At 73.0% G+C, this 26,087-nt stretch carries 23 protein-coding genes; 8 read left to right on the top strand and 15 right to left on the bottom strand.

Annotation, left to right across the window (positions count from 1 at the left end; genetic code table 11):
- The first annotated feature begins 66 nt into the window (after positions 1 to 66).
- Genes BMY19_RS12445 through BMY19_RS12460 form a run of 4 tightly spaced genes read left to right on the top strand, consistent with a single transcriptional unit; the run spans position 67 to position 3,328 of the window.
- Entirely contained in the window at positions 67 to 909 is an 843-nt protein-coding gene (locus tag BMY19_RS12445) for a transporter substrate-binding domain-containing protein (RefSeq protein ID WP_020093110.1), read from the top strand.
- 37 nt (positions 910 to 946) lie between these two features.
- Complete coding sequence (locus BMY19_RS12450) at positions 947 to 1,696, top strand: amino acid ABC transporter permease (RefSeq protein WP_100251904.1); 750 nt, start codon at positions 947 to 949, stop codon at positions 1,694 to 1,696.
- A complete protein-coding gene (locus tag BMY19_RS12455) occupies positions 1,693 to 2,544 on the top strand; it encodes an amino acid ABC transporter permease (RefSeq protein WP_100251905.1) in 852 nt (283 codons plus the stop codon). The genes BMY19_RS12450 and BMY19_RS12455 overlap by 4 nt, the downstream gene beginning before the upstream one ends.
- 4 nt (positions 2,545 to 2,548) lie before the next feature.
- Positions 2,549 to 3,328 carry an amino acid ABC transporter ATP-binding protein gene (locus BMY19_RS12460; protein ID WP_100251906.1) on the top strand — a complete coding sequence of 260 codons (780 nt, stop codon included), beginning with the start codon at positions 2,549 to 2,551 and terminating at the stop codon, positions 3,326 to 3,328.
- Positions 3,329 to 3,350: 22 nt separating this feature from the next.
- On the opposite strand, the gene BMY19_RS12465 is transcribed toward BMY19_RS12460, so the two are convergent.
- The 4 genes from BMY19_RS12465 to BMY19_RS12480 are packed head-to-tail and all read right to left on the bottom strand — an operon-like array spanning position 3,351 to position 8,785.
- The gene (locus BMY19_RS12465) at positions 3,351 to 4,241 is read right to left on the bottom strand and encodes a polysaccharide deacetylase family protein (protein WP_100251907.1); all 891 of its coding nucleotides are present in this window, start codon (positions 4,239 to 4,241) and stop codon (positions 3,351 to 3,353) included.
- A gap of 11 nt (positions 4,242 to 4,252) precedes the next feature.
- A complete protein-coding gene (locus BMY19_RS12470) occupies positions 4,253 to 6,721 on the bottom strand; it encodes a branched-chain amino acid ABC transporter ATP-binding protein/permease (protein ID WP_100251908.1) in 2,469 nt (822 codons plus the stop codon).
- 4 nt (positions 6,722 to 6,725) lie between these two features.
- Positions 6,726 to 7,595 carry a branched-chain amino acid ABC transporter permease gene (locus BMY19_RS12475; protein ID WP_043348786.1) on the bottom strand — a complete coding sequence of 290 codons (870 nt, stop codon included), beginning with the start codon at positions 7,593 to 7,595 and terminating at the stop codon, positions 6,726 to 6,728.
- Between the two features lie 8 nt (positions 7,596 to 7,603).
- The gene (locus BMY19_RS12480) at positions 7,604 to 8,785 is read right to left on the bottom strand and encodes an ABC transporter substrate-binding protein (RefSeq protein ID WP_100251909.1); all 1,182 of its coding nucleotides are present in this window, start codon (positions 8,783 to 8,785) and stop codon (positions 7,604 to 7,606) included.
- Between the two features lie 196 nt (positions 8,786 to 8,981).
- On the opposite strand from BMY19_RS12480, the gene BMY19_RS12485 reads away from it, so the two are divergent.
- The gene (locus tag BMY19_RS12485; RefSeq protein ID WP_043389197.1) at positions 8,982 to 9,398 is read left to right on the top strand and encodes a nuclear transport factor 2 family protein; all 417 of its coding nucleotides are present in this window, start codon (positions 8,982 to 8,984) and stop codon (positions 9,396 to 9,398) included.
- 10 nt (positions 9,399 to 9,408) lie between these two features.
- On the opposite strand, the gene BMY19_RS12490 is transcribed toward BMY19_RS12485, so the two are convergent.
- Complete coding sequence (locus BMY19_RS12490) at positions 9,409 to 10,110, bottom strand: GntR family transcriptional regulator (protein WP_020093119.1); 702 nt, start codon at positions 10,108 to 10,110, stop codon at positions 9,409 to 9,411.
- 474 nt (positions 10,111 to 10,584) lie between these two features.
- Here BMY19_RS12490 and BMY19_RS12495 point away from each other — a divergent pair, with 474 nt between their 5' ends.
- Entirely contained in the window at positions 10,585 to 11,010 is a 426-nt protein-coding gene (locus tag BMY19_RS12495) for a Ros/MucR family transcriptional regulator (protein WP_100251910.1), read from the top strand.
- 44 nt (positions 11,011 to 11,054) lie between these two features.
- On the opposite strand, the gene BMY19_RS12500 is transcribed toward BMY19_RS12495, so the two are convergent.
- The 8 genes from BMY19_RS12500 to BMY19_RS12540 form a co-directional block, all read right to left on the bottom strand.
- A complete protein-coding gene (locus BMY19_RS12500; RefSeq protein ID WP_100251911.1) occupies positions 11,055 to 12,008 on the bottom strand; it encodes an alpha/beta hydrolase family protein in 954 nt (317 codons plus the stop codon).
- The gene (locus BMY19_RS12505) at positions 12,005 to 13,249 is read right to left on the bottom strand and encodes an MFS transporter (RefSeq protein WP_100251912.1); all 1,245 of its coding nucleotides are present in this window, start codon (positions 13,247 to 13,249) and stop codon (positions 12,005 to 12,007) included. The genes BMY19_RS12500 and BMY19_RS12505 overlap by 4 nt, the downstream gene beginning before the upstream one ends.
- A gap of 129 nt (positions 13,250 to 13,378) precedes the next feature.
- A complete protein-coding gene (locus tag BMY19_RS12510) occupies positions 13,379 to 14,305 on the bottom strand; it encodes a LysR substrate-binding domain-containing protein (RefSeq protein WP_091680597.1) in 927 nt (308 codons plus the stop codon).
- Between the two features lie 110 nt (positions 14,306 to 14,415).
- Positions 14,416 to 17,391: a hypothetical protein gene (locus tag BMY19_RS12515; RefSeq protein ID WP_100251913.1), complete on the bottom strand. Its 2,976-nt coding sequence runs from the start codon at positions 17,389 to 17,391 to the stop codon at positions 14,416 to 14,418.
- Positions 17,376 to 19,289 carry a hypothetical protein gene (locus BMY19_RS12520; protein WP_100251914.1) on the bottom strand — a complete coding sequence of 638 codons (1,914 nt, stop codon included), beginning with the start codon at positions 19,287 to 19,289 and terminating at the stop codon, positions 17,376 to 17,378. Before BMY19_RS12520 ends, BMY19_RS12515 begins: the two co-directional genes overlap by 16 nt.
- The gene (locus BMY19_RS12525; RefSeq protein WP_139215632.1) at positions 19,286 to 19,738 is read right to left on the bottom strand and encodes a hypothetical protein; all 453 of its coding nucleotides are present in this window, start codon (positions 19,736 to 19,738) and stop codon (positions 19,286 to 19,288) included. The genes BMY19_RS12520 and BMY19_RS12525 overlap by 4 nt, the downstream gene beginning before the upstream one ends.
- Positions 19,735 to 20,991: an AAA family ATPase gene (locus tag BMY19_RS12530; protein WP_280141624.1), complete on the bottom strand. Its 1,257-nt coding sequence runs from the start codon at positions 20,989 to 20,991 to the stop codon at positions 19,735 to 19,737. The genes BMY19_RS12525 and BMY19_RS12530 overlap by 4 nt, the downstream gene beginning before the upstream one ends.
- Before the next feature lie 280 nt (positions 20,992 to 21,271).
- Entirely contained in the window at positions 21,272 to 21,676 is a 405-nt protein-coding gene (locus tag BMY19_RS12540) for a DUF983 domain-containing protein (RefSeq protein WP_085986796.1), read from the bottom strand.
- 205 nt (positions 21,677 to 21,881) lie between these two features.
- Here BMY19_RS12540 and BMY19_RS12545 point away from each other — a divergent pair, with 205 nt between their 5' ends.
- Complete coding sequence (locus tag BMY19_RS12545; protein ID WP_100251916.1) at positions 21,882 to 23,273, top strand: aminotransferase-like domain-containing protein; 1,392 nt, start codon at positions 21,882 to 21,884, stop codon at positions 23,271 to 23,273.
- A 158-nt stretch (positions 23,274 to 23,431) separates the two neighbouring features.
- Positions 23,432 to 23,941 carry a c-type cytochrome gene (locus BMY19_RS12550; RefSeq protein ID WP_100251917.1) on the top strand — a complete coding sequence of 170 codons (510 nt, stop codon included), beginning with the start codon at positions 23,432 to 23,434 and terminating at the stop codon, positions 23,939 to 23,941.
- A gap of 63 nt (positions 23,942 to 24,004) precedes the next feature.
- On the opposite strand, the gene BMY19_RS30875 is transcribed toward BMY19_RS12550, so the two are convergent.
- Together BMY19_RS30875 and BMY19_RS12555 are read right to left on the bottom strand one after the other, a co-directional pair.
- On the bottom strand, positions 24,005 to 24,238 hold the full coding sequence (locus BMY19_RS30875) for a hypothetical protein (protein WP_170862954.1): 234 nt from the start codon (positions 24,236 to 24,238) through the stop codon (positions 24,005 to 24,007).
- A gap of 19 nt (positions 24,239 to 24,257) precedes the next feature.
- The gene (locus BMY19_RS12555; protein WP_020093132.1) at positions 24,258 to 26,012 is read right to left on the bottom strand and encodes an ATP-binding response regulator; all 1,755 of its coding nucleotides are present in this window, start codon (positions 26,010 to 26,012) and stop codon (positions 24,258 to 24,260) included.
- Between the last annotated feature and the right edge of the window lie 75 nt (positions 26,013 to 26,087).

A 26,087-nucleotide genomic window follows, 5' to 3' on the forward strand; every position in this document is an offset into this window, starting at 1 on the left:
CGGCCAATGGCTCGTGGATTGCTTGAAACCATGCCAAGATCCGTCGACCCGAGCAGGAAAGATCCGATGCGTCTCACCGTCCGCACCCTTCTGACCACCGGTGCGCTGGCCGCGCTCGCGGCGTTCTCGACCGTCGCGCTGCCCGGCCGGGCCACGGCCGCCGACGGCGTCGACGCGATCAAGAAGCGCGGAACGCTGATCGTCGGCGTGAAGGCGGATTACAAGCCGTTCGGCTTCCGCGACCCGAGCGGGACCATCATCGGCCTGGAGCCCGACCTCGCCGCCGACCTCGCCAAGCGGCTCGGCGTGAAGCTCGAGCTCGTGCCGGTCGTCTCGGCCAACCGGATCGAGTTCCTGCAGCAGGGCAAGGTCGATCTGCTGATCGCCACCCTGTCGGACAAGCCGGAGCGACGCCGCGTGGTGCAGGCGATCGACCCGAACTACTATTCCGACTTCGTGAACGTCCTGCTGCCCAAGTCGTCCGGCATCACCGACTGGGCGCAGCTCAAGGGCAAGCCGCTCTGCGCCACCTCGGGCGCCTGGTACAACAAGGACGTCGCGCGGACCTACGGGGCGGAGATCGTCGCCTTCGACGGGTCCGAGAAGCCGCTCTTCGCGCTCAAGCAGGGCAACTGCATCGGCTACGTCTACGACCAGAGCATGCTGCAGGGTAAGCTGCTCGACGACGACTGGAAGGCCAACTACGCGCTGCCGCTCAAGGGCATCCTCGATGCCCCGTGGATGATGGCGGTGGCGCAGGGCAACACCACGCTCCAGGCCGCGGTCGAGGACGCCACCAAGGACTGGATGAAGACCGGCTTCATCGTCAACGAGGAGAAGAAGTGGGGCATCGAGCCGACCGCTTACTCGAAGGCGATGCACGAGAAGTACAAGAACGCGACCAACTGATGCGGTTCTGTACGACGGCTCCGAGCGTTCGCCCGCGATGATCGCCACGATCCAGGCGTGGTTCCAGCAGCTCTACGAGACCACGGGCTTCAACTTCACGGTCTTCTACGACCCCTACGACTGGGACCGGTACGTGGCCGGCCTGCGGATGACGCTGCTCCTCGGGATCAGCACGATCCTGGCGAGCCTCGTCATCGGCGCCGTCGGCGCGCTCCTGCAGAGCGGGCCGTCGCGCGTCCTGCGGGCGCTGGTCAACGGCTTCGTGGTGGTCTTCCGCAACACGCCGCCGCTCGTGCAGATCTTCTTCTTCTATTTCGGCCTCGGGACGCTGCTCTCGGACATCCGCTCGGCCGACGGCCTGCGCGCGCCGATCCTCAACAATGTCCAGTGGGCGATCATCTCGCTGTCGCTGTTCGCGGGCGCGTTCAACGTGGAGATCTTCCGCTCCGGCATCGAGGCGGTGCCGCGGACCACGGTCGAGGCCGCCGAGGCCCTGGGCTACACCCGCTTCAAGGCCTACCGGTACGTCGTCCTGCCGCTGGCCCTGCGCGTCTGCCTGCCGGCGCTCAACAACAACCTGATCAACCTCCTCAAGACCACCACGCTGGCCTACGCCATCGCGGTCCCGGAGACGCTGTACGCGGTCAAGCAGATCTGGTCCGAATCGCAGAACGTGCTGGAGATGATGCTGGTGCTGCTCGCGACCTACGCGGTCCTCGTCGGCGTGCTCGTCTGGATCATGCACCGCTGGGAACGCGCCCTGCGGATCCCGGGATACGGCCGATGAACGCCGCCGATCCGCGGGGCGGGCGACCGGGCGACCTGCCGGTGCTGCTGCCCTTCGCGCTCCCGAAGGACGGCGCGGCGGCGCGCCTGCGCCCGGCCCATCTCTGGCTGCTCACCGGGCTCGCCCTCGTCGCCGTCCCGGCCTGGGCGCAGGGCGGGGTCGCCGCGCTGTCGCCGCTGGAGGTCGTGATCAAGTGGGCGCCCCTCCTGCTCACGGGCTTCGCCTTCAACGTCGCGATCTCGCTGATGGCGATGGCGATCGGGACGGTGGCGGGCATCGGGCTCGGGCTGGCCATGCTGGCCGAGGGGCGGATCCTGCCCCGCCTCGCGTGGTGCGCCACGCAGGTCTTCCGCAACGTGCCCTGGCTGGTCCTGCTGTTCTTCGTGATGTTCCTGGTCCCGTTCCAGGTCACGGTGTTCGGCGTCCGCGTGCCGCTGCCCGACTGGGTCAAGGCGACCTTCGGCTTCAGCCTGCCGGTCATGGCCAACGTCGCCGAGATCGTCCGCGGCGCAGTGCGCTCGGTGCCCAACACCCAGTGGGAGGCCGCCGAATCCCTGGCCTTCACCCGGCGCCAGACGATGTGGCGCATCATCCTGCCCCAGTGCGCGAAGCGCATGCTGCCGCCCTGGATGAACGTCTACTCGCTCATCGCGATGGCGACCGTGCAGGCCTCCATCGTCGGCGTCACCGAGATGCTGACGCTGACCGCGCAGGTGCACGCCGCCGAGGGCGGCCGCCCCGAGCTGTTCGCGCCGCTCTACGGCTTCGCGCTGCTGTGCTTCTTCCTCTACTGCTACCCGATCGACCGGTTCACCGCCGCCCTGGAACGCCGCTTCGAGACCCGCTGAGACCATGACGCGCGCGACCCTGGCCGCCACCCCGTCCCCGAGCTGGACCCCCGATCAGCCGATCGTCCGCGTCGTCGACGTGCACAAATCCTTCGGGACGTTCGAGGTGCTGAAGGGGATCAACTTCGACGTCCGCAAGGGCGAGGTCGTCTGCATCATCGGCCCCTCGGGCTCGGGCAAGTCGACGCTGATCCGCTGCGTCAACGCGCTGGTGCCGGTGAGCGCGGGCTCGATCCAGGTCGAGGGGATCGAGGTGACCGATCCGCGGCTCGACAAGCTGGCGCTGCGCCGCAAGGTCGGCATGGTGTTCCAGCAGTACAACCTGTTCCCGCACAAGACGGCGCTGCAGAACGTGATGATGGCCCCCATCCACGTCCTCGGGCAGGAGAAGCGCGAGGTCGAGGCCCGGGCAAGGGCGCTCCTCGCCAAGGTCCGGCTGGCCGGCAAGGAGAACGCCTATCCGGGCGAGCTGTCCGGCGGCCAGCAGCAGCGCGTGGCCATCGCCCGCTCGCTGGCGATGCGGCCGGACGTGATGCTGTTCGACGAGGTCACCGCCGCCCTCGATCCGGAGACGGTCAAGGAGGTGCTGGTGACGATCCGGGAACTCGCCGAGGAGGGCATGACCTGCATGCTCGTCACGCACGAGATGAACTTCGCCCGCGACGTCGCCGACCACATCTACTTCACCGACCGCGGCGTGATCGTCGAGCACGGGCCGCCCGCGACCTTCTTCGCCTCCGCCCAGGACGAGCGCACGCGCCGGTTCCTGTCGCAGGTGCTCTGAGCTCGCCGGGGTCAGGGCCGCGTCAGCGCGGCCCGGCCTCCCGCGCCACGATGTGGTCGGCGATCGCCCCGGCGGTGGTGAGCCAGATGGCGTCGCGGCGGTCTGCGATGTGCCGGAGCGCCTGCCGCAGGGGCCGCAGCCGGTGCGGGCGCCCGACGATGTAGGGATGGAGCGCGATGCCCATCACCAGCGGCGCGCCCCGAGACTGCTCCAGCATTTCTTCGAAGGCGTCGACGATGGCTTCGGCGAACTGGCGGCCCGTCTCCTTGCGGGCGACGATCGCGGGGATGTCGTTGAGTTCCTGCGGGTAGGGCACCGTCAGGATCCGGCCGCCGCCGCGGGTCGCGAACCAGGTCGGCTGGTCGTCGTGGTCCCAGTCGAGCAGGTAGCGGTACCCGGCCTCGGCGAGGAGATCGGGCGTCACCCGCGACTGTGAGATCCACGGCCCGAGCCAGCCAGCCGGCGGGCGGCCCTCCTGCGCGGCGATCACCGCGGTCGTCTCGGCGATCAGCGCCCGCTCGGCATCCTCGTCGAGGGTGCCTTGCCGCTCGGCGTTGGTGCGTCCGTGGCCGACGATCTCGTCGCCCCGCGACCGGAACGCCTCGATCAGCCCGGGGCAGTCCCGGTAGAGGTTGCTGTTGACGAGCACGCTCGCCGGCATCGCCAGAGCGTCCAGCATCTCGGCGATCCGCCACGCGCCGACCCGGTTGCCCCAGTCGCGCCACGCGTAGTTGAGCACGTCCGGCTGCGGGCCGCCGGGCGCCAGCTCGGCACCCAGGCCCTCGCCGAACGCGAAGGTCTCGAGGTTCAGCCCGACATAGACGGCCAGCCGCTTGCCCTCCGGCCAGTCGTAGACCGGGCGGTCGGGGAGGGCGCTATAGCCGTAGCGACCGTGTCCGGCATTCGTGTCCATCAGAGCCCCCGTTACGCCGCACCGAGATAGGCCGCTTCCAGCCCCTTGTCCGCCGACAGCTCCGCGGCGGTTCCGCGCGCGACGACCCGGCCCTGCTCCAGCACGTAGCCGCGGTCGGCGACCGTGAGGGCGAGCGCCGCCATCTGGTCGACGATCAGGATGGTGACGCCCTCGTCGCGCAGCTCGGCCACGGTCGCGTACAGGGCGTTGATCATCGCCGGGGCGAGGCCGAGCGACGGCTCGTCGAGGAGCAGGATGCGCGGGTGCGCCATCAACCCGCGGGCGATGGCCAGCATCTGCTGCTCGCCGCCGGAGAGCAGGCCCGCCCGGCTCGCCGCCCGGTCGCGCAGCCGCGGGAACCGGTCGAGCAGGCGCTCGACCTCGGCCGGGTCGATCGGCGTCCCGCGCCCGAAAGCGCCGAGGCGGATGTTCTCGACGACGGTGAGCTCCGGGAAGACCTGCCGACCCTCCGGCACCAGCACGAGCCCGCCTCGGGCGATCCGGTGCGCCGGCAGTGCCTCGACGCGCCGGTCGTCGAACACGACCGATCCCGCGACCGGGCGCAGCAGCCCTGCCAAGGCCCGCATGGCCGTGGACTTGCCGGCCCCGTTCGCGCCCAGCAGGGCGACGGTCTCGCCGGGCCGCACGTCGAGATGGACGCCGTCGAGGACGGGCGCGGCGCCGTAGCCGGCGGTCAGGTCGAGGACCGAGAGGACGGCGTCTGCCGGTCCCTGCCACGGCGCGCTCCGCGGCCGGGCCGGGGTATCGGCGCCGCCGAGATACGCGCGCAGCACCGCCGGGTCGCGCCGGATCTCGGCGGGCGTGCCGCGCGCGATTGGGCGGCCGGTATCCATGACGAGGATGTGGTCGGAGATGCCCATCACCAGCGGCATGTCGTGCTCGACCAGCACCACCGCGACGCCGCTGTCGGCGATCCGGCGGATCAGCCGGGCCAGCCGGTCGGTGTCGGCCCGCGACAGGCCGGCGGCGGGCTCGTCGAGGAGTAGCACCGCGGGGCTGCCGGCGAGCGCCCGGGCGATCTCCACGAGCCGCCGGTCGACGTGGGGCAGCTCGGCGGCCGGGCGGTCGAGGGCGCCCCGGTAGCCGACGAAGGCGAGGAGCGCGGTGGCCGTCGCGCGGTCCCGCGCCCGCGCGCGGCGCCACAGCCGGCCCGGCGCGAGGCCGAGGGCGACGTTGTCGGCCACCGGGAGCGAGCCGAACAGGCGCGTGGTCTGGTAGGTGCGCGCGATGCCGGCGCGGGCGACTACGTGGGCCGGCCGACCGGCGAGGTCGCGCCCGCCCAGCCGGATCGCCCCGGCGCTCGGGCGGTAGAAGCCCGAGACCATGTTGAGCACGGTGGTCTTGCCGGCCCCGTTCGGGCCGATCACGCTGGTGACGGCCGCCGGCCGGGCCGTGAGGTCGACGCCGTCCGCCGCCGTGATGCCGCCGAAGCGGATGCCGAGGCCCTCGAGGACGAGGGCCTCGCGCGCCGCCGTGCCGGGCAGCGGCAGCTCCTCGCCCTCGGCGGCGGCCGCCTCGTCGCGGCCTCGGGGCAGCAGCCGGGCGAGGCTGCCGACCAGCCCCGAGGGCACCAGCCACAGCACCGCCAGGGTCGCGACGCCGAAGAACAGCAGGCGGTACTCGGCGAGGCCGGACAGCGCCTCCGGCAGCAGCACGGTGACGAGGGCGCCGAGAAGCGGGCCGAGCACCGTGCCGGCGCCGCCGACGATCACCGAGAGGACGAACAGGATCGACTGCGAGAACGGGAACGAGCTCGGCGCGATGAACAGCATCAGCGGCGGCAGGATCGCCCCCGCGAGGCCGGTCAGGGCGGCGGAGATCGCGAAGGCCAGGGTCTTCACCCGGACCGGATCGAAGCCCAGAGCCGCCGCGGCGACGTCGGCGTCGCGCACGGCGCGCATCGCCCGGCCGAGGCGGCTGCGGGCGAGGACGTCGAACCCGGCGAGGCTCGCCCCGGCGGCGAGCACCGCCAGCACCGCGAGGCCGGCCGGCGAGAGCGGCTCGCCGAAAAGGCTCGGCGCGTCGGTCACGACGAGGCCGTTCTGGCCGCCGGTCAGCTCGCCGCCCTCGATCAGCCCGTGCTCGACGATGAAGCCGAAGGCGATCGTCAGCATGGCGAGGTAGGGGCCCTTCACCCGCATCGCCGGCACTGCCACGAGGCCGCCGACGAGCGCCGCGATCAGGGCCGCCGCCGGGAGCGCCAGCCAGAAGCTGACGCCGTGGAGCGTCAGGATCGCGCTCGCGTAGGCGCCGATCGCGTAGAAGCCGGCCTGGCCGAAGGAGATCAGCCCGGTCAGGCCGAGGAGCACGTTGAGGCCGACGCCCGCCACCGTGGTCAGCGCCACGAGGGCGATCACGAAGTGGCTGTAGCCGGCGGTCAGCGCCACGAGGCCGAGCGCGGCGGCGGTGAGGCCGGCGATGCCGAGCCGCATCGCCGGGCCTGAGCGCAGGTACGGCATCGCGTCAGACCTTGTTGACCGCGGCGCGGCCGAGCAGGCCGTCGGGGCGCAGGGTGAGGGCCAGGATGATCACCGAGAACACCACGAGCTGCGTGTAGGTCGAGCCCAGGGTCGCGGTGACGCCGGCCTCGACGAGGCCGTAGAGCAGCCCCGCCAGGATCACCCCGGTGGCGGAACCGATGCCGCCGAGGATCGCGACCGCGAAGGCCTTGATGCCGAACAGCGTGCCGAGCTCGGCCGAGACCGAGAACAGCGGCGCGATCAGCAGGCCCGCGATGCCGGCGAGCACCGCCGAGAGCGCGAAGGCGCAGGCCACGGTGCGGCGCACGTCGATCCCCATCAGCCGGGCGGCGTCGGCGTTCTGCGCCACGGCGAGCAGGACGCGGCCGAGATCGGTCCGGCGGAACACCGTGCGGATCGCGAAGGCGAGCGCGATCCCGACCACCGGGATCACGAGCTGCAGCGGGTAGATGCCGGTCCCGAGGATCTCCACCGGCTTCGTGGCCAGCGGCGAGGGCAGGCTGCGCGGCTCCTTGCCGAAGGTGAACAGCACGGTGTTGTCGAGCACGATGCCGCCCGCCACCGTCGCGAGCAGCCACGCGTCCGAGCCGCGCGCGACGAACGGGCGGACCAGCGCCCGCTCGACCACGAGGCCGAACAGGGCGCAGCCGGCGAGCGCCAGGACGATCGCGGCCGGCATCGGCCAGCCGAGGGTGACGCCGAGCGCGTAGGCCAGGACCGCGCCCAGGGTGACGACGCTCCCCTGCGCGAAGTTCACGGTCCCCGACACCGCGTAGGTCACGTGGAAGCCCAGGGCCACGAGCCCGTACATGCTGCCGAGGCCGAGGCCGCTGACGAGGATGGAGGTCAGCATCGCCGGGCTCAGTTGGTCACCGCGACGATCTCACCGTCCTTGAAGCGGGTGAACACGTAGTCGTTCGGGCCGAGAGCGTCGTGCTGGCCGGGGGCGAAGGGCGTGGCGTAGGTTTTGATCAGGCCCGGATAGGTGCCGATCTTGTAGAAGCCGTCGCGGACCTTCGGGCCCTCGGTGGAGCCGGCGGCCTGGATGGCGAGCGCCAGCAGGTGCGTCGCGTCGTAGGCGTTGGCGATGCCGACGGCGGGGGTGACGTCGGCCATCGACTTGATCGCCGGGTACTTGGCCTTGAGCGCGTCGAGCACCGCGCTCGCCTTCGGCGACGCGTTGCCCGCGAAGGTGAAGGTCTGGATGAAATGGACCTTGCCGGCGCTCGGGCCGGCGAGCTCGTCGAAGCGGCCGCCCGCCGGGCCCCAGTGCGAGACGACCGGCACCGACCAGCCCATCCGGTCCAGCGACTTCACAACCTGGGCGGAGGGCCCGACATTGCCGACGAGGAACAGCGCGTCGGCCCCGGCCTCCTTCAGCCGGGACAGCTGGGGCACCATGTCGACGTCGTTGGCCTCGTACTTCTCGATGCCCGCCGCCGGGAGGTTGGCCGCCTGGAGGGCGTCCTTGAGGCCCTTCTGGTTCGACTCGCCCCAGGCGTTGTTGACGAGGATCATGCCGGGCCTCTTCGCCCCGTAGGTCTTCACCGCGTAGGCGACCAGCGCCTCGTCGACGAGGGCGTCGACCGCCGAGACCCGGAAGGCGTAGTTGTCGGCGGCGCCGTTGCGGGTGATGCCGGTGCCGGCCGCCCAGGGGCCGATGAACGGCACCTTCATCTGGTTGGCGATCGGCACGATCGCCATCGAGACCGGCGTGTCGAGGCCGCCGACCACCGCGACGACGCCGACCCGCTGGATCAGCTCGCGGGTCGCCAGCACGCCCTTGGACGGGTTGGCCTCGTCGTCGCGGGCCACGAGCTCGAGGGGGCGCCCGAGGACGCCGCCCTTGGCGTTGATCTCGTCGATGGCGAGCCCGATCCCGCGGGAGATCGCCTCGCCGGATTTCGCGGACTGGCCGCTCAGGGCGGTCACGAGGCCGATCTTGACGGTGTCGGCACCTTGCGCGGTCGTGACCGCGAGGCCGAGCAGCGCGCTCGTCGTCACCGCGAAGCGGCGCAGGGTCGGGGGCAGGAAGGAGGCCATGGCATGTCTCCAAGGGCGGGGCGCAGCCTGCTTTGCGCAACCTCCATGCCACCAGGAATTGGCCGCTTCGGCCGCTGCACAGACCGGTGCCTGTATCCTCGGAGGCAATCTGTGCTCAATCTGGCGTCAAAGTGCATACACTTCCTGCATGCACGGGCCGGCCTTTTGCGGCACGTTGGGCCGACAGGAGGCCTGCATGACTGACGTGACCCACAGCGCGGCGACCGCGCGCGACGCCGCCAACGTGACCGCCTATCTCGAGGCCTCGATGGTGCCCGATCCCGAGACGGCCGCGCGCTACATGGCGCCGGGCACCCGGATCGTGTTCACCGGGGCGCGGGTCTTCAATCATCCGTCCGAGGTCACGGCCTTCAACGCGGGCCGCTACGCCTGGGTGAAGAAGCGGATGGAGCGGCTGGACGTGGTGCCGGGCGACGGCGTCACCACGGTCTACAGCCTCGGGACCCTGTACGGCGCGTGGCCGGACGGCACGCCCTTCGAGGGCAACCGCTACGTCGACCGCTTCACCGTGCGCGACGGGCTGATCGTCGGCATGGAGGTCTGGAACGACAGCGCTGAGCGCCTCCTGACCAAGCACGGCCTCACGGCCTGACGCGGCGGGCTCAGGCCCCGCCGCCCGCGACGTAGGGCGCCAGCAGGCGTGCCAGATCGCGCTCGCGCGGGGCCGGGGGCACGATCCGCGCCCGGTCGGCGACCGCGTCGAGGTGGTGGTCCATGAGCGCGGCGGCGCGCTCGGCATCGCCCGAGACCAGGGCGGCGACGATGTCGCGGTGCTCGCTCACCGCGCAGTCCGAGGAATGCGGCCGGCTGTAGAGGGACAGGATCAGGGCGCAGCGATAGCCGAGTTCCGCGACGTACCGGATAAGCACGGCGCTGCCGGTCATCTCGGCGAGCATCAGGTGGAACTCCGTGGCGAGCCGGATCGACAGCGCCTCGGGGCCGCCCCGGGCGGCCTCCTCGCGCGCGATCTGGTCCAGCAGGACCTGACGCTGCTCCGCGCTGAGCCGCCCGGCGAGGCGGCGCACCACCAGCCGCTCCAGGCCGAGGCGCACGTCGAAGGTGTCGCGCGCCTCCTCCCAGCTCGGCGTCGCCACGACGGCGATGCGGTTGCGGCGCAGATCGACCAAGCCTTCCCCGGCCAGCCGCAGCAGGGCCTGCCGGGCGATGGTGCGGCTCACGCCGAACCGCTCGCCGAGGGCGTCCTCCGGCAGCCGGTCGCCGGGGGCGAGCGCCCGTTCCACGATAGCCCGCCTCAGGGCCTGGCAGATCGCCCCGACGCGATCCCCCTCGTCTCCCGCCTTCATGGACGGCGTCCGGACTCTGTCGCCCGTGTCCGTGCGGATTGATCCGTCATGATCCTCTCTCGACGCGATCCGGCGCCCCGCATCCGGTCCCGTGCCGGCTGGGCTCTTCGCAGACCTGGGACCCGAGGTGCAACGGTCGCGCCAGCGTCGTCGGTGACCGTCCGCCGTGCGCGAACTCCGCCGATCGCGCTTCCATCCGCGTCCGTGGGGCGTCCCGTGCGGGACCGGCGCGACCGCTTCCGCCAAAGTCGCCGCCACGGACGTGTCGCAGATCCAGTCCAGCAACCTGTTCGGGACCCAGATCAGCAGGGAGGATGGAGCCACTTTCTGGTTGAGAAATTTTGTAGCCACTGTTTCTATAAGTAGAATAGTGGTCACGATGTTCTTTTTTGAAGCTCAATCAAGATGAAGGATTGACATGCGAAAATTGATATACAACTCTCATGAGGTGCGTTTGGAGGGAGAATGGCAGGTATGCTACCTGAGGTTGGTGTCGGTGCGGGAGAATTTTCTGACTCGTCCTTGAGGAATTCAATCAAGATCGTCTGCGCCTACGTGATCCGGAATCCGGTATCCCCTGCCCAACTCTGTGATATTTTAGCCAGTACGTACGAAATGCTTAGCCAGATCAGCGCGGGACCGGAGCGCGCGGTCGCGACGCCCGAGGCCGCCACGGCGCGGGAGATCCGCGCGTCCATCCAGGCCGAGGGCCTGATCAGCTTCATCGACGGCAGGTCCTACAAGACGCTCAAGCGTCACCTGACGGCTTACGGGCTGACACCGGAAGAGTATCGCGCCAAGTACGGGCTGCCGCGCGACTATCCGATGGTGGCTCCGGGTTACGCCGCCAAGCGCTCGGAGATCGCGCGATCGCTGCAGCTGCGTCACAGGGCAGGATAGGCCCTCTCAATCGCGTCCGAAGCGGTCCGCCGCGATACGCGCGGTCAGGCAGGGTTCGGGCGACCCGGATCGATCACGGAGTCCGGCCAGGGATTCTGCCCGTCGCTCAGCCAGCGCAGCGTGTCGGCCCAGAATCCGCCGCTCCTGCGCGCGTGGAACAGGCCGACATGGCCGGGCGCCTCCGCGCCGATCGCGGACGGTGTCAGCTGTACCTGGATGCGCGGGCTCGACATGTAGTAGCCGAGGCCCCGGCGGATCGCCGCCGGCGTGCCGAACGGGTCGTCCGGCGTACCGACCGCCAGGATCGGGGCGCGGACGGCGGCGAAGCGGGCGAGGAGGGCCGAACGCTCGGCGGCCGGGTAGCTCGCCTCCATGCGCCGCCCGCGGAATGCCCACTCGTAGGCCACGCCGGCCGGCAGATCCTCGAGCCATCCGAGCCGACGGCCGGGAAAGTAGCCGACGGCGGCGGTCACGCACGGCATCAGCAGGTGCCACTTCGCGATCATGCTGAGCCTCTCGCGGGCGCGATAATCGCGGCGATAGGCGAATTGCGCGCCGACGGTGAGGATGCGGTCCACCGCGCCGGCGGCCTCGGCGAAGCCGGGGAGGAAGCCGCCGATGCTGTGACCGACGACCGTGAGCGGCCCCGCCTCGCGCTGCCGAATCCATCGGGCGGCGGCGTCGAAGTCGAGCTCGCCCCAGTCCCGCCAGCGGATGCCGGATCCCCTCAGGCGCGCGGGCCGCGAGTCGCCGATGCCGCGGTAATCGTAGGTGAGCACGACGAAGCCCCGCTCGGCCAGGAACCGCGCGTAGGCGTGGTAGTAGCGCGCGCGGACGCCGGTCGCGGGATTGACGACGATCGTGCCCCGGCCCGGTGGCCGGTTCGCCTCGGGCCGCCAGAGATGACCGCGGAGCCGGTAGCCGTCGCGGCAGGCGATCGTCACGGGTCGCGCGTCGACACCGGCGGTCGCGGCGGGCGCGTGGCGGACGGGCGTCATCGGACCCCCTCGGCGGTGGCCGCCGGGACCGGACGATCGTCGATCGGGAGGTGGAGGAGCGCGGCGATCAGGCCCGCGAGGGCCGTGGCGAGCCAGACCCCATCGTAGGATCCGGAGACCTCCAGAACCACGCCCCCCAGCCACGCCCCGAGGAACGAGCCGATCTGGTGGCTGAGGAAGACGATCCCGAACAGCGTCCCGAGGTGACGGATCCCGAAGACCCGCGCCACCAGGCCGCTCGTCAGCGGGACCGTGCCCAGCCAGGTCAGGCCCATCACGGCCGCGAATGCGAGGACGACAGCCTCGGATTTCGGCGCGACGAGGAAGGTGCCGATCGCGGCGGCGCGGATGAGGTAGAGCCAGACCAGGACGTGCTGCGGCCGGTACCGGCCTCCGAGCCAGCCGCACCCCCAGCTCCCGGCCATGTTGAACAGGCCGATCAGCGCCAGCGCGGTCGCGCCCAGGCCCCCCGGCATGTGGCAGAGGGCGAGGTACCCCGGAAGGTGGGTCGCGATGAAGGCGAGCTGGAAGCCGCAGGTGAAGAAGCCGAGCGTCAGCAGCCGGTAGCCCGGGTGCCGCCACGCCCGCAGGAGCGCCTCGGACAGGCTGCCGGCCGCCGAAGGGCCGTCGGGCACGCCGGCGCGGGGCGCGCGGTCGAGCGCGACACCGAGCGGCGCGAGCGCGACGATGATCGCCGCGAGCGCGAGGAGCCCCGCGCTCACGCCCGCGACCGCGGTGACGGACTGCGCGAACGGGACGAGCAGCACCTGGCCGAACGAGCCGCCGGCGCTCGCGAGGCCCAGAGCCGCGCTGCGACGCTCCGGTGCGGAGGCGCGACCGACCGCCGTCAGGACGACCCCGAAGCTGGTACAGCTGATCCCGATCCCGACCAGCAGCCCCAGGCCGAGCAGCAGCGTCGGCGCCGTCGCCGCGAGCGCCGTCAGGACGAGGCCGCCCGCGTAGATCAGTGCGCCGAGGGCGACGACCGGCGCGGCCCCGTAGCGGTCCGCCGCCGCGCCCGCGAAGGGCTGCGCGAAGCCCCAGACGAGGTTGTGCAGGGCGATGGCGAGGGCGGTCGTCGCCACCGGGATGCCGGTCTCGAGGGAGAAGGGCCCGAGGAACAGCCCGAAGGTCTGCCGGATGCCCATCGCGCCGCTCAGAACCAGGCCGGCCGCGACCGCCACCGGCACCACCGGCAACCCGCCCCGTCGCCCTGCGCGCGCGCGCCCGATCGTTGCCATCGCGGCCTCCGTTGGCTGTCGCCTTCGGAGACGGTCGCAGCCGGTGGCCGGCGCGACAAACGAGAAGATTTCCACGGGCAGTGAACGCCGCTCACGGGCGGGGCGCGCCGTCCCGGTCCCGTCGGGCCCTCAGGCGGCGCCGGCCGGGAAGCGCCGCTTCTGCTCGGCCGCGAACCGGCGCGCCTCTGCCAGCAGCCAGGTCCGGAACAGGTCGGGCTCCTGCCGGTCGTCGTCGCCCTCGGCGCTCACGAGCCAGTGGGAGGTCGCCGCCGGGATGGCGGCGCCGACCCCGACGAGCGTACCCTCGCGCAGCTCGCGGTCCATGAGCGCCCCCCGGCCGAGGGCGATGCCGAGGCCCGCGGCCGCGGCCTGGAGCGCCATCGCGAACGTGTCGACGTGCAGGGTGTCGGCCGAGGCCAGCTCCACCGCCCCCGACGCGTCGCTCCAGGCCTGCCAGTCCTCGGTCGCGGAGGTGACGTGGATCGTCGTCGCGCGCCGGAGGTCGAGGGCGCCGTCCGGACCGGTGACGGCCCCGCGCTGGGCCGGGCTGCAGACGGGGAGCAGCCAATCCTCGAACAGGCGGACGCTGCGGTGGCGCGGAGTCGGAACCCGGCCGAGACGGAGGGCGAAGTCGAAGCCGTCGATCGGGAAGCCGACCTGCCGGTGGGAGGTGTCGATCCGGATCGCGATCTGCGGGTGGCGGCTGCGAAAGGCCGGGAGCCGGGGCAGCAGCCACCGCGTCGCCAGGGTCGGTGCGCAACTGATGGCCAGGGTCCTGCCGGACCGCGGCGTGGGCAGGCGGCGCGTGCCGATCAGGATGAGGGACAGCGCCTCGGACACGTAGGTCAGGTACTCGGCCCCCTCGCGCGTCAGCGCCAGCCGGCCCGGCTCCCGGACGAACAGCTTGACGCCCAGCGCCTTCTCGAGGCCGACGATCCCGTGGCTCACGGCGCTCGGCGTCAGGTTCAGTTCGGACGCCGCACGGGCGAAGCTGAGATGGCGGCCGGCCGCTTCGAAGAGCCTGAGCGTGGAGAGGGGAGGCGTGCGGGGCCGCATGGGATCGTCGGGGTGAGCCTGCCGGTCGCCGGGGCAGCGACGTCGTCGTCCGACGGGGAAGCTAGCCCGGATGGTGTCGCGTGCCCAAGGCTGTGCGCGCGCCCGGCCGGTCAGATCAGGCGCAGGGTCACCTGTCCGGTGACGGTCTCGAACACGATCAGGCGACCGCGCTCGTCGAAGACGGCCGCGGCGTCGCCCTCGGGAGCGAAGCGCGCGCGCAGGCTCCCGCTGCCCTGCCACAGGACGGCCGGTCCGCGGATCCGGTTCGCGCCGGGCACGCTGGCCCAGAGCGTCCCCTCCTCGGTGGCGGTCGCGGCCCAGAGGCGGCCGTTCTCCGCCGCGACGAGGCGCGGCGGATCCGCGGGCTCCGCGCGCGCGGCGGCCTCGATCAACGCGCGCTCCTGCTCCCGGGAGGCCGTCGTGAAAGCGTGGGGATGCGCCCGCAGGTGCGGATGCACGCCGGTCCCCTCGAGGGACCACGCGACGGCCTCGGTCAGGCCGAGCACGCCGACGCCGCGATCGGGCGGCGTCCAGAACCGGCACGTCACCGCAAGGGTGCGGGAGGACAGGCTCCACCACTCGATCAGGCCGTCGTGCCGGGCGTAGATCAGGGCGCTCGCGTCCGCGAAGGCAGCGAGCAGCAGCGGCCGGCCCGGTTCGGTCATGGGCAGGCGCCAATGGTGCGCCAGGGCGCCGTCGGAGCCGGGCGCGCCGCCCGCGCGACCGAGGAGCGAGGCGGTGTCCAGCCGGACGAGCGCCTCCCCATCGAAGACGAGCCAGCCGGTCTCGTCCGCCTGACCATGCCAGTGCGTGATCGGCAGGGGACCGAGCGGCAGGAGCCGTCCGGTGCCGGCGTCGAAGAGCTGGACGTCAGGGCCTTCGAGCGTCTCGCGCAGAACGAGGGCCCGGTCGCCCGCGCCGAGACGCGCGAAGCCCGTCAGGCCATCCACCTGTCCCCGCCAGCGCTCGCGGCCGGCGCGGCCGAGGAGGCGCACGAGACCGGAACGGTAGCCCAGGAGCAGCCGCCCGCCCGACAGGAGCGCGGCATCGGCGATCTCGGAGAGCGCCGGGCCGTCCGGGACGACGAGCGGGCTGGTCACGCGGGAGGCAGCCGGTGCGGAGCGCGTCCTGAGCTGCCGGAGATGCTGGCGCAGGGCGACCTGTCCACCGGCTTCCGCGAGGCGCCCGGCGAGCCGGGCGCGCTCCGCATCGTGGCCGAGGATGCCGTCATCCGCGGCGAGGCGGCGCGCGAGGCCGCGGCAGAGGAGCGCGAAGGCGGGCGTCGGCGGCCGCTCCGGACCGCCCTCGAACTGCGCGTCGAGCAGGAGCGCGGCCACCGCGCTCCGGCGCCCCCCCGCCTCGACCCCGGTCGCGCCCACCAGATTCGCGAAGGCGGCGTGCAGCCGGTCGCCGTCCCGTCCCTCCCAGGACAGGGCGCGCAGGGCCCGGGCGAGCGGCGCGGCCGGCACCGGCGTCTCGGCGTCGAGGGCTTGCCGGATCCAGTCCAGTCGCCGCTCGGCCAGAGCCGGCAGGCCGAAGGTGACCGCGGCGGCGCGATCCAGGGCGCCGATCCCGACGAGGCGCGCGGCCCAGGCCTCGGCCAGGACCGGTCGGAACGGATCGTCGGCCCCGAGTTCCTTCCAGAGCTCCGCGTGGGCCTCGTGGCGGGCGGCGAGCGCCAGGGCCCGCTCGGTCTGTCCCGCCCGGAACCAGAGCGGGACGGTCGTCGCGGGCGGGAGGCGGCGCGCCTCGGCCAGACGGGCTGCGGTCTCCAGGCGCCCGGATTCCGCGAGGAGGCGCACCGCCTCGTGCGGGTTCCCGACCAAGCTGTCGAGCACGAAGGCCGCGCGTTCCGTGTCGCCGCGTCCTGCCATCGCCACGGCCTGCGCGCGGTAGAGCGCCGCGAGCCGGATCTCGTCCGCGGGCGCGAGGCTCAGTCCGTTCGCCCGCTGCGGCCCGAGATCGAGGTCGAGGCTCCTGCGCAGCCCGGGCCCGGTCAGGGGCAGGTCGGCGAAGGCGCTCCCGCGCCGCGCCGCGCCGCCGAGACCGATCGCCCGGTACAGGGCCTCGTCGACGCGCCCCGCCGCGAACAGCCGCTCGACCTTGGTGAGCCGCCGGGCATAGAGGCGGCGAAGATGGGCCGCGTAGGGCGAGCGCCACGCGAGCCACGCCGCCGCCCGGCGCCAGATGGGGGTGCGCCCGGTGCCGGTCGCGGCGGGCGGGCTGGCCGAGGGCGCGGCGCCCTCACGCGCGGCCCGCGCTCCGCGGCGCCGGAACGCGAACCACGCGAGGACGAGAAGGACCAGCACCGGCAGCGCGAGGCTGCCCCAGTGGGCCGCGGCGGCCCCGTGCTCCGCCGTCGTCCGGACGTTCTCGGCGAAGCCGAGCACCATGGCGCCGACCATGATGGAGGCCAGCAGGACGACGTAGGCGGTCCAGAGGAGCCCCAACGCGCCGCCGATCAGGTGCCGGCCGCGGGTGACGAGATCGCCGAGGACGTGCTTCGTCCGGCGCCGCGGCCGCCGGGTCGCGGCGTCGCGGACCGGCGTGAGGGGGTCCGCGTCGGCGACGAGGGCGGGGGCGCTGACGAGGCGGCGTGCCGGCGGCGCCGGTCGCAGGACCGGCAGGCGTTCGGCCGGATGCACCGCGATCGCGTCGAGATCCCACCAACCGGCGATGTCGAGACTGGCGAAGGCCGCCAGCGGCTCGGCGGCGAGGCGTCCCCCCGTCATGTGGACGACATGGTCCCGCAGGGCCGCGGCGACGGGCGGCTCCGGCTCGGCGAGGGGTACGGCGGTCAGGATCCCGGCACTGCGCACGACCGGCAGGACCGGTCCGAGGGCCGCGCAGTCCCGCGTGACGGGCGCGGCGAACAGCACGAGCACGCGATCGCCGCGTGATCGCACCTCCGCGGCGTGCTCGAGCCAGGGAAGGAGCCGGGCGCGCCAGTCCGGCCCCGCGGAGCCGCGCGCCATCAGGATCCCGTCGAGGGGGATCGTGCCGGCATGCAACCAGCCGCGCGGGCGCAGGGCCGCGAGCGGCTCCCGGGCATCGGGGACCGGCGGCGGCCTCAGGCGCCCAGGCACGGGACGGTTTCCGCGAACGCGCCGAGATCTCTCAGGTGGGACCATCCGCGGTCGAGCTGGCCGAAGGCGAGCGCGTCGACGAAGCCCGCGGCGTCGCACCGCGCGGCCGCGATGCACGGGACGGCATCGGCATCGACGGCGACGCGCACCGCCTCGAGGGTCGCGTCCGGAAGCGTCAGGGGATCGCCCGCCGCCGCGCCGTCCGGGGTCCGGAACGTCAGGCGCGCCGATCCCGTCTCGTCGCGGTCGAGATGGAGGGCGAGGAGGCTTCCGACGGCCTGGGCGCGCACGCCGTCGTACGGGGGCACGATGCCGATGATCCGGCCCTGCGGCTCGAGGTGCGCGACCGCTCCGTCCGCGGCGTTCACCACGTGCCAGTGCCCGCTCGCCTGCTCGATCCCCAGGGTGGGCTGCCCGCGCACCGCGCAGAGGGCGAGGCCGCCGCCCGGCCGCAGCGATCCGGCCCGGCCGGGGAACCGCGCCACGACCTGCCCGTCGGATGGCCGCCGCGCGATCACCCCGTCCGCGCGATCGCGCATCAGCAGACCGGCGGGCGTGACCGCGAGGGGAAGCTCGCCCGCGAGCGGCGCGTAGTCGATCAGCCGCGTCTCCGAGACCAGGAAGGCCGTGCCGTCGGCCGCCAGGAGCCAGGACCGGTTGCAGCGTTTCAGCATCCCGAGGGGCGGCAGAACCGCCTTCGGCAGGCGCCGGCACACCAGGGGATGGTCCCGCGGGATCCGCCGGTCGAGCGTCGCAGCGGCGCCCGAGCGGTCGAAGGTCCAGCTGCGGAGCGTCAGGCGCGCGTCGTCGGCGTAGACGTTGAGGCACGCGGCCCGGATCCGCGACCGGCCGACGGCGAGCCCCACGAGGCGCTCGTGGGGTGCGACCGGCAGGCGCAGCGCGCCGGAGGTGCCGGTGACGGGGACGATGAGGATGCCGTCGGGCCGCGCCACCAGGAGGTGCTCGCCGCAGGGCGCGAAGGCCAGCCCGCGGGGCGCCCAGTCCGGAGGCGCCGCGCTCCGGTCGGGCGCGGACCGCCGGGGTGGTGGGCGTCCGGGAGCCGGACGGGGCCAGAACGGGTCGCGCAACAGCGTCACCGCCTCGCGCTCCGGCGGGAGGTCGAGGCGCGCGGCGGCGACAGGGCCGGTGGCGTCGAGCACGGTGACGTCGGCGGCCACGGCGAGGCCGTCCGGCCCGAGACGCGGCCGCTCCTCGATGGTGATCCGCCGGCACGGTCGCGCCGCTTCGGGCAGGTCGGACCCGCCGATGAGCCAGAGGCTGGCGCCGGGCCGCCCGGCCGCGCGGGTCGCGACCGGCTCGGCCACGACCCGTTCGAGTTCGACCGCGTCGAGGGATGTGGCGGCACTCTCACGGAGAAGGATCGCGGCGTCGGACCGCTTCAACGCGCCGAGCCAGCGCCGCTCCGGCGTGGCGGTCGAGGCCCAGAGCAGGCGCGCGCCGCGCCGCCGGGCGAGGCCGGCCAGGCAGAGCAGCGCCGCGAAGGCCACGAGGCGGGGGGCGCCGAGGAGTTCCGGCCCGGCATCGACCACGACTAGCACGGCGCCCGCATCCGCCGCCTGACGGTAGACCGACTCCAGGGTCAGCAGGTCGCGCTCGGCCGCGCGCTGCAGGAAGGCGTCCGGATCGAGGTCGCGCCAGAGCCACTCCGACGCGACGAGGCGCTCGATCCCGCCGCGGGTTCCGAGGCACCCCAGCCCGTCGATCTCGCCCTGCGGTTGCCCGCCCGCACCGTCGGCCCGCTCGACGAGGGGCCGCAGCGCCTCGACCAGCGCCGCGAGGATCCGCAGATCCGGTTCCGCCATGTCGGAGAAGAGCGCCGTCCACGGTGCGAGCGCCGGCGGAAGGGTCGTCCGCGGACCGGTCGACGCGGCGCTCACGCCGCCTCTCCCAGGCGGCCGGTATCGATGTCCGGCACGGCGCGCGAACCGGCGAGGTCGAGCAGGCGCAGGGTTTCGCCCTCGGGGACGAGCAGGGCCGGACCGCCCAGACCGTGCCGGTCGAGCAGGCGGCGCGCGACCTCGGCGCGCCAGGGCGCCGGCACGGCGAGGCGGCACCCGAAGGGCAGGAGCAGCGGCCCGTCGGCCGCCAGCCACCCGAGCGGCGTCGCGCACCAGGGCAGCGCCGGCCGGCCCGAGCCCGTGTCGGGGGCGAACAGGACGGCCTCGCCGCCCGCCAGCGCCAGGCGCAGGGTGGCGTAGCGGCCGATCCGCGGGGCGATCCGCGCCAAGAGACCGGCCGCGTCGCTGCGGGTGAGGCGCAGACCCACCGGCGAGCCGCCGTCCGCCGGCATCAATCGCAGGGGAAGACGCGCCGGATCCTGGATCACGCCGGAGTCACGCCCGCGACCGGTGCCCGGCAGCGCGTCAGCAGCGCGTCCCGCGCCGCGGCGAGGGCCGGCGGGCGCTCCTCCGCCCCGAAGGCGGCGTCGATCTGCACGAGGAAGGATTCGGCGCGGACCAGCCAGGCCTCGAAGGCGGGGGCGGTGCGGTCGTCCGGGGCGGAGGCGGCCAGAGCGTCCCCCTCCCTGGCGAGGTCCGCGGCCCGGGCGGCCGGACCGTAGCCCGCCGCCTTGGCGGCCGCGGGCAGGACGGGGCTCGCCACGGCGCCGAGCTCGACGCGCAGCAGGTCGCGGGCCTCGTCCTGCGCGATCCGGTCCTGGACGAGGTGGATCACCGGCCACAGGTCGGCCTCCTCCGCGGCCGTCCGGCCCGCGATGAGCGCCGCCGCCGCGACGAGCGACTGGCCCCGCACCACGCGCCGGTCGCTCAGCCGCACGCCGCGGGCGCGCAGCTTGCGCACCACCTGCGCGTAGGCGGGCCGGACCGGCGCGAGGTCGACCCGCGCGGCGGCCTCGGCGAGGGCGTCGATCTCCGCGAGCGTCAGCGGCGCCTCCCCGTCGCCGGGTTCGACGGACGCGACCGGGTCGCCGGCGAGCAGGGCCTCCAGGTCGGTGTCGGCCAGGGGATCGACGAAGGCCGTGACGAGGAAGCGGTCGGCGAAGGCCGCGAGACCGGGATCCTCTGGCAGGGCGTTGCTGGCGCCGACGCAGCAGCGCAGCGGGACGGCGGTGTCGAAATGCCCCCGGCGGTAGCGGCGCTCGTTCAGCACGCCGAGAAGCGCGTTCAGGATCGCGGTCGAGCCGAGGAAGACCTCATCGAGGAAGGCGAACTCGGCCTCCGGCAGCATGCCGGAGATGTCCGGCCGCAGCTTGCCCGCGCGCAGGGCTTCGAGGTCCAGCGGGCCGAACAGTTCGGCCGGTTCCGTGAAGCGTCCGATCAGGTACTCGAAGCAGCGCGCCCCGGTCCCGGCGGCGCAGGCCCGCACCGCGGCCGACTTGCCGGTGCCGGGCGGTCCGATCAGCAGGAGATGCTCGCGCGCCACCAGCGCGAGGTGCACCAGCTCCACCACGTGGCGACGCCCGACGAGGCCGCGGGCCGCGCGGCCGATGGCGCGCTCCAGGCGTGCGATGGCGGTATCGATAACCCCCCTCCCGTCAGGTTCGGCCCGCTCGCCGCGACAGGGCGATCGGTCGCGGTGCCGTCCCGCGCCGCGCCGTCGAGCCGGCGGCGGGCGCCTCACGGAGCCCGTCCCGTGACGTGAGGAGCCGCCGGACCGAAGACTTTCCTGCGCGGCCGCGCGTCCCGATCACCGGCATCCGCCGAGATGCCAAATCTGCCCGTGTACGCTTCCCACTATCGTCGCGCAGCCCCGGCGCCGGGACGATCAGGCGAAACATTCTGCCCACGAGATATCCCGGAATACTTTGATTCCGCGAGGATAGCCCGGCGGTCGACTTCCGGTCAACGTGCCGCGACCGCCGCCTGACCATCGCGGCGGCGCGCACGCACCGGCGACGCGGTCAGTCCCGCGACGTCGGACCGGAGACCGGCGCCTTCGGGACCGCGAGGCGTCCCTCCTCGGCCTTGTTGATGTACTGGCTGGCGATGAAGAGCCCCTTCAGCGGCCGGATGATCGGCACGCAGGCCAGGAGGAGCAGCGGCAGCGTCACCACGGCGTGGACCCAGAGCGGCGGATCGTAGGTGAGTTCCAGCCAGATCCCGAAAGCGGTGACGGGGAACGCCATCGTCATCATGATGAAGAAGGCGGGCCCGTCCGCCGGATCGGCGAAGCCGTAGTCCAGCCCGCACGCCTCGCAGCGCGGCCGCAGGGTGATGAAGCCGTCGAACAGGCGTCCTGTCCCGCAGCGCGGGCAGCGGCAGCGCAGGCCGACGGACATGAGCGATTGGTCGGTGGTCCTCTGCATCATCGACGGTCCTGAGCAACAGGCCGGCGCCGATCCCTGATCGACCGTCCTTGCGCCTGCCGATTGTATGGCATATCAAGCCATACAATCGCGGTTGAAAATGAGCCATCCGACAGGTTTCCGGCGGATCGCGGCCGGTTACGAACACTGAGCGATCTGGCCGCATGCTCAATGTATGCGTACAGTGGTGGGATTACAGGGGTCAATGATGGAATCCTGGAGCCCGACAATCGCCGGCGACACGGGGCCCAAGTACCTCGCCATCGTCCGGGCGTTGGCCGAGGACATCCGGGCCGGCCGGCTCTCGCCGGGAGCGCGCCTTCCGCCGCAGCGCGCCCTGGCGAAGCACCTCAACGTCGATCTCACGACGGTCACGCGCGCCTTCAACGAGGCGCGCCGAACGGGCCTGATCGACGCGACCGCGGGCCGGGGCAGCTTCGTCCGGGCGTCCCGATCGCCGGCCGGGGAGATGCGCAGGCCCGATCCGTCCGGCAGCGTCGATTTCAGCATGAACATGCCGCCCCAGCCGGAGGCGGCGCGGCTGGCGGAGCGCCTGGACGCGGGTCTGTCGCGGTTGGCCGGTTCGTCCACCTTCCTGGCCCGGATGCAGTACCAGGACAGTGCCGGGAACCTCGCCGACCGGGCGGCGGCGGCCCACTGGCTCGGTCAACGGCTCGGGGCGCTCCCGATGCAGCGCGTCCTCGTGGCCGGCGGTGCCCAGGTCGTGCTCGCCGCCGTGCTCGCCGCCGTCCTGAAGCCGGGCGACGCCCTCTGCGTCCCGGCGCTCACCTATCCCGGGCTGCGCATGGCCGCGGAGCGCCGCGGCGTCCGCCTCCTGCCTGTGGCCGGCGACGCGGAGGGGCTCGACCCGGACGCCCTGCTCGAGCGGTGCCGATCCGATCGGCCGCGGGCCCTGTACCTCGTGCCGACCCTCGACAACCCGACCACCGCGACCCTGCCGGCAATCCGGCGTCGGCGGATCGCCGAGATCGCCCGCACGCACGGCGTCGCCATCATCGAGGACGACGCGTACGGCGCCTTGCCCCACGACGCGCCGGCTCCCATCGCGTCTCAGGCGAGCGACATCACGTGGCACATCGCGACGCTGTCCAAATGCGCGAGTCCCGGCCTGCGCATCGCCTACGTCGCGGTCCCGGGAACGAACGAGGCGGTGCGGCTGGCGGCCGAACTGCGCGCCATCAACATGATGGCCTCGCCCCTCACGGCCGCGCTCGCCTCGCACTGGATCGCCGAGGGCGAACTCGACGGCATCGTCGCGGCGATCCGGCAGGAGAACGAGCTCAGGCAGGCGGTCGCGCGCGAGACGCTCCGGGACCTGGACGTCTGGGCGCATCCGTGCGGGCACCATCTGTGGCTCCGGCTGCCCGATCCCTGGCGTCGCGGCGAGTTCGGCGCCCACGCGCGCCAGCTCGGCGTGTCGGTCGTCCCGAGCGACGCCTTCGCGGTCGGGGCCGCCCCGGAAGCGATCCGCGTCTCCCTGGGCGCGGCGCCGGACGCCGAGACGCTCCGGTACGGCCTCAGCCTGCTCGCGACGCTGCTGGCGCATCCGCCCGGCGCGATCTCCACCGTTGTCTGAGCCGGCAGAGGCGGCGCGAGCCTCGCGCGCTCGGCCAAGCTGCGCCGCCCGATCGCGCGCCGCCCCGGTCGTCGGCCGGATCGTGCCCGGCGCGCCGCGCTCCCCAACGGCCGACCGGCCCATGCCGGTCCGACCCCTCTGACCGCGAAGGGAACGCGATGCTCCGGTGTCTCAGGCGGACGCGCCCGCGGATTCCGCGTCGTCCCTCGCGCGTCTCGGCACTGGCGCTGGCACTGCTCGCCTCAGCCTGCTCGGACGACGGACGGGAGCGCCGCCGCGCGCTGGGCGAGACCCCGACGTTCGACGACGTCATGCGGGTGGCCGACGCGGAGCGCGGCGGGCGGCTGTTCGGTCAGTGCGCCGCCTGCCACACGATCAGCCCGGGGGCGGGCGATCGGAACGGACCCGAACTCTACGGCGTGCTCGGCAAGCCGGTCGCCAGCAACAGCCGGCGCTACGGCTATACCGGGGCGCTCCGGGCGCTGGGCGGCGTCTGGACACCGGAGCGGATGGACCTCTGGCTCGCCGCCCCGGCGAAGTTGGCGCCCGGCACGCGCATGACCTTCCGCGGCCTTCCCGATCCCCTCGATCGGGGGGATCTCATCGCCTATCTCCGGACCCGGTCACCGGGGGACGGTGACGCAGAGGCGCGCCCGTCGCGGCCTTGAGCGGCTCCCCGGCGGCATCGCGCGTCCTTCGCGACGCGATCGGAGCCGGGATCGTCCTGCCGGTCAGACGAAGCGCGCGGGCAGGGCGACGCCGTGCGCGTACTGGATCAGAGCCGGTGCGAGACCCGCGATCATCGACCAAGCGACGAGCCGGTCGGATCCGGACGCGGTTTCGTCATCCTGCGCGTCGCCATCGGCCGTCCCCTCGCGGTCGCGGCCGGTGATCGGCCGGCTCGGAGTGGCGTCGTGGTCAAGCTCCTCTGCCGCCGGATTGCGCGACGTCTCGCGTGGCGGCACGGACTGACCCGGCGATCCCTCAGATCAGCCCGACGGATTCTTCCGGGAAGCGGATCGCGAAGACCGCCCCCAGCCCCGGACCGGCGCTCTCCGCCGTGGCGCGGCCGCCGTGAAGCTCGGCGATCCGACGGACGATCGAGAGCCCGAGACCGGTCGAGTTCTCGCCGCCGGTGGGCTTGGCCGACAGGCGCTGGAACCGCCCGAACACCCGGGCCGAATCCTCCGGCGAGAGGCCGGGCCCGTGGTCGGCGACGGCGCAGATCAGTTCCGCGCCGCGCGGGCCCGGCTCGCGGCTGACCCGGACCGTGATCGCCCCGCCCGTCGGGCTGTACTTGATGGCGTTCGAGACGAGGTTGTCGAGGGCCTCGCGCAGGCGCTCGGCGTCGCCGCAGAGGAACAGCTCGTCCGGGCCTTCGCAGACCAGGGTCTGGTCCTTCGCGTCGGCGAGCGGCCGGTCGGCCTCGCAGACCTCCCGGGCGAGGCCCGCGAGGTCGACCGGTTCCCGGCGCAGGCTGATGTCGAGGGCGTCGTTCATCGCGTCGGCCATGAGGCTGTCGATCATGGTCGTCAGCCCCTTGGCGCTGGTGCGCACGTGCTGCACCTGCGCCCGCATCTGCTCCCGGTCGCCCTGCATGTCGATCAGGTCGGACAGCATCTCGGCGCGGCCGAGAATGACCGCCAGCGGGTTCTTCAGATCGTGCGCGATCGTGCCGAGGATCTCGGTCTTCAGGCTGTTGGCGCGCCGCAGGTCCGAGCGCTGCAGGTCCAGCCGGCGATTCGCCCGGATCAGCTCGGCGGTCCGCTCGACGACCCGCCGCTCGAGGTCGGCGTTGGTCAGCTGCAGCCGCTCGTAGAGGATGACGTTGTCGAAGGCGATCGACAGCCGGCTCGTGAACAGGGCGATGAGCGACCGGTCGGTCTCGGACAACTGGCGGTCGGCCTCGATCAGCGCGACGATCTCGCTGCCGCTCGCCGTGTGCAGATACAGGGTCGACCAGTGCTCGCCGAAGCTGTGCCGGCGCTCGGCAAAGGCGCGTTCGACGAGGGGTTGCACCCGCTCCTCCAGCGGCCAGCACGGCTCGCGGCCGGCGTAGTGGCCGTAACAGCCGGAGCCGGCCAGAACGCAGAAGCGCTCCTGCGGGGCGGCGGTCTCGCGCAGGACCAGGATGCCGGCGCAGGCGACGTTCAGGAGCGAGGCGACCTGGGTGAGGACACCCTCCGCCAAGCGCTGCATCGACTTGTGATCGAGGAGCATCGGCGCGGCGTCGATGATGATCTCGAGCCCGCGCCGGGTCTCGTCGAGGCGCTTGAGCTGCTGATGGGCGCGCAGGGCCGCGGTGAGGCTGGTGAACAGCTTGTCGGCGGTCAGCTCGGTCTTCGCCTTGTAGTCGTTGATGTCGTAGTCGACGATGATCCGCCGCTCCGGCGCCTGCCCGGGCTGGCCGGTCCTCAGGATGATGCGCACGGTCTCCTGCCGGAGCTCGCGCCGGATGTAGTCCACCAGCTCCAGCCCGGCATTGTCGGTCTCCATCACCACGTCGAGCAGCACCACCGCCACGTCGCGGCGCTCGGCGAGCAGCACCCGCGCCTCCGCGGCCGAACGGGCGGTGAGGATCTCCAGGCCGCGCCCGTCGAGGGTGTAGCTCGCCAGCGCGTAGCGCGTGCCGTCATGCACGGCCGGATCGTCGTCGATCACGGCGATCACCCAGGCTCCCGCGGTCGGCTGCGCCTCGTCGAGGTCGTCAGGGATCAGCGTGAGGGTGTCATCGTCCATGGCTATGACCTGAAATGCTGCTCGCAATCGGACGACTACGCTAGAAATCGTGTTGAAAACTTGTCACGCTACCGT

This window comes from Methylobacterium sp. UNC300MFChir4.1 (assembly GCF_900110155.1).
Classification (GTDB): domain Bacteria; phylum Pseudomonadota; class Alphaproteobacteria; order Rhizobiales; family Beijerinckiaceae; genus Methylobacterium.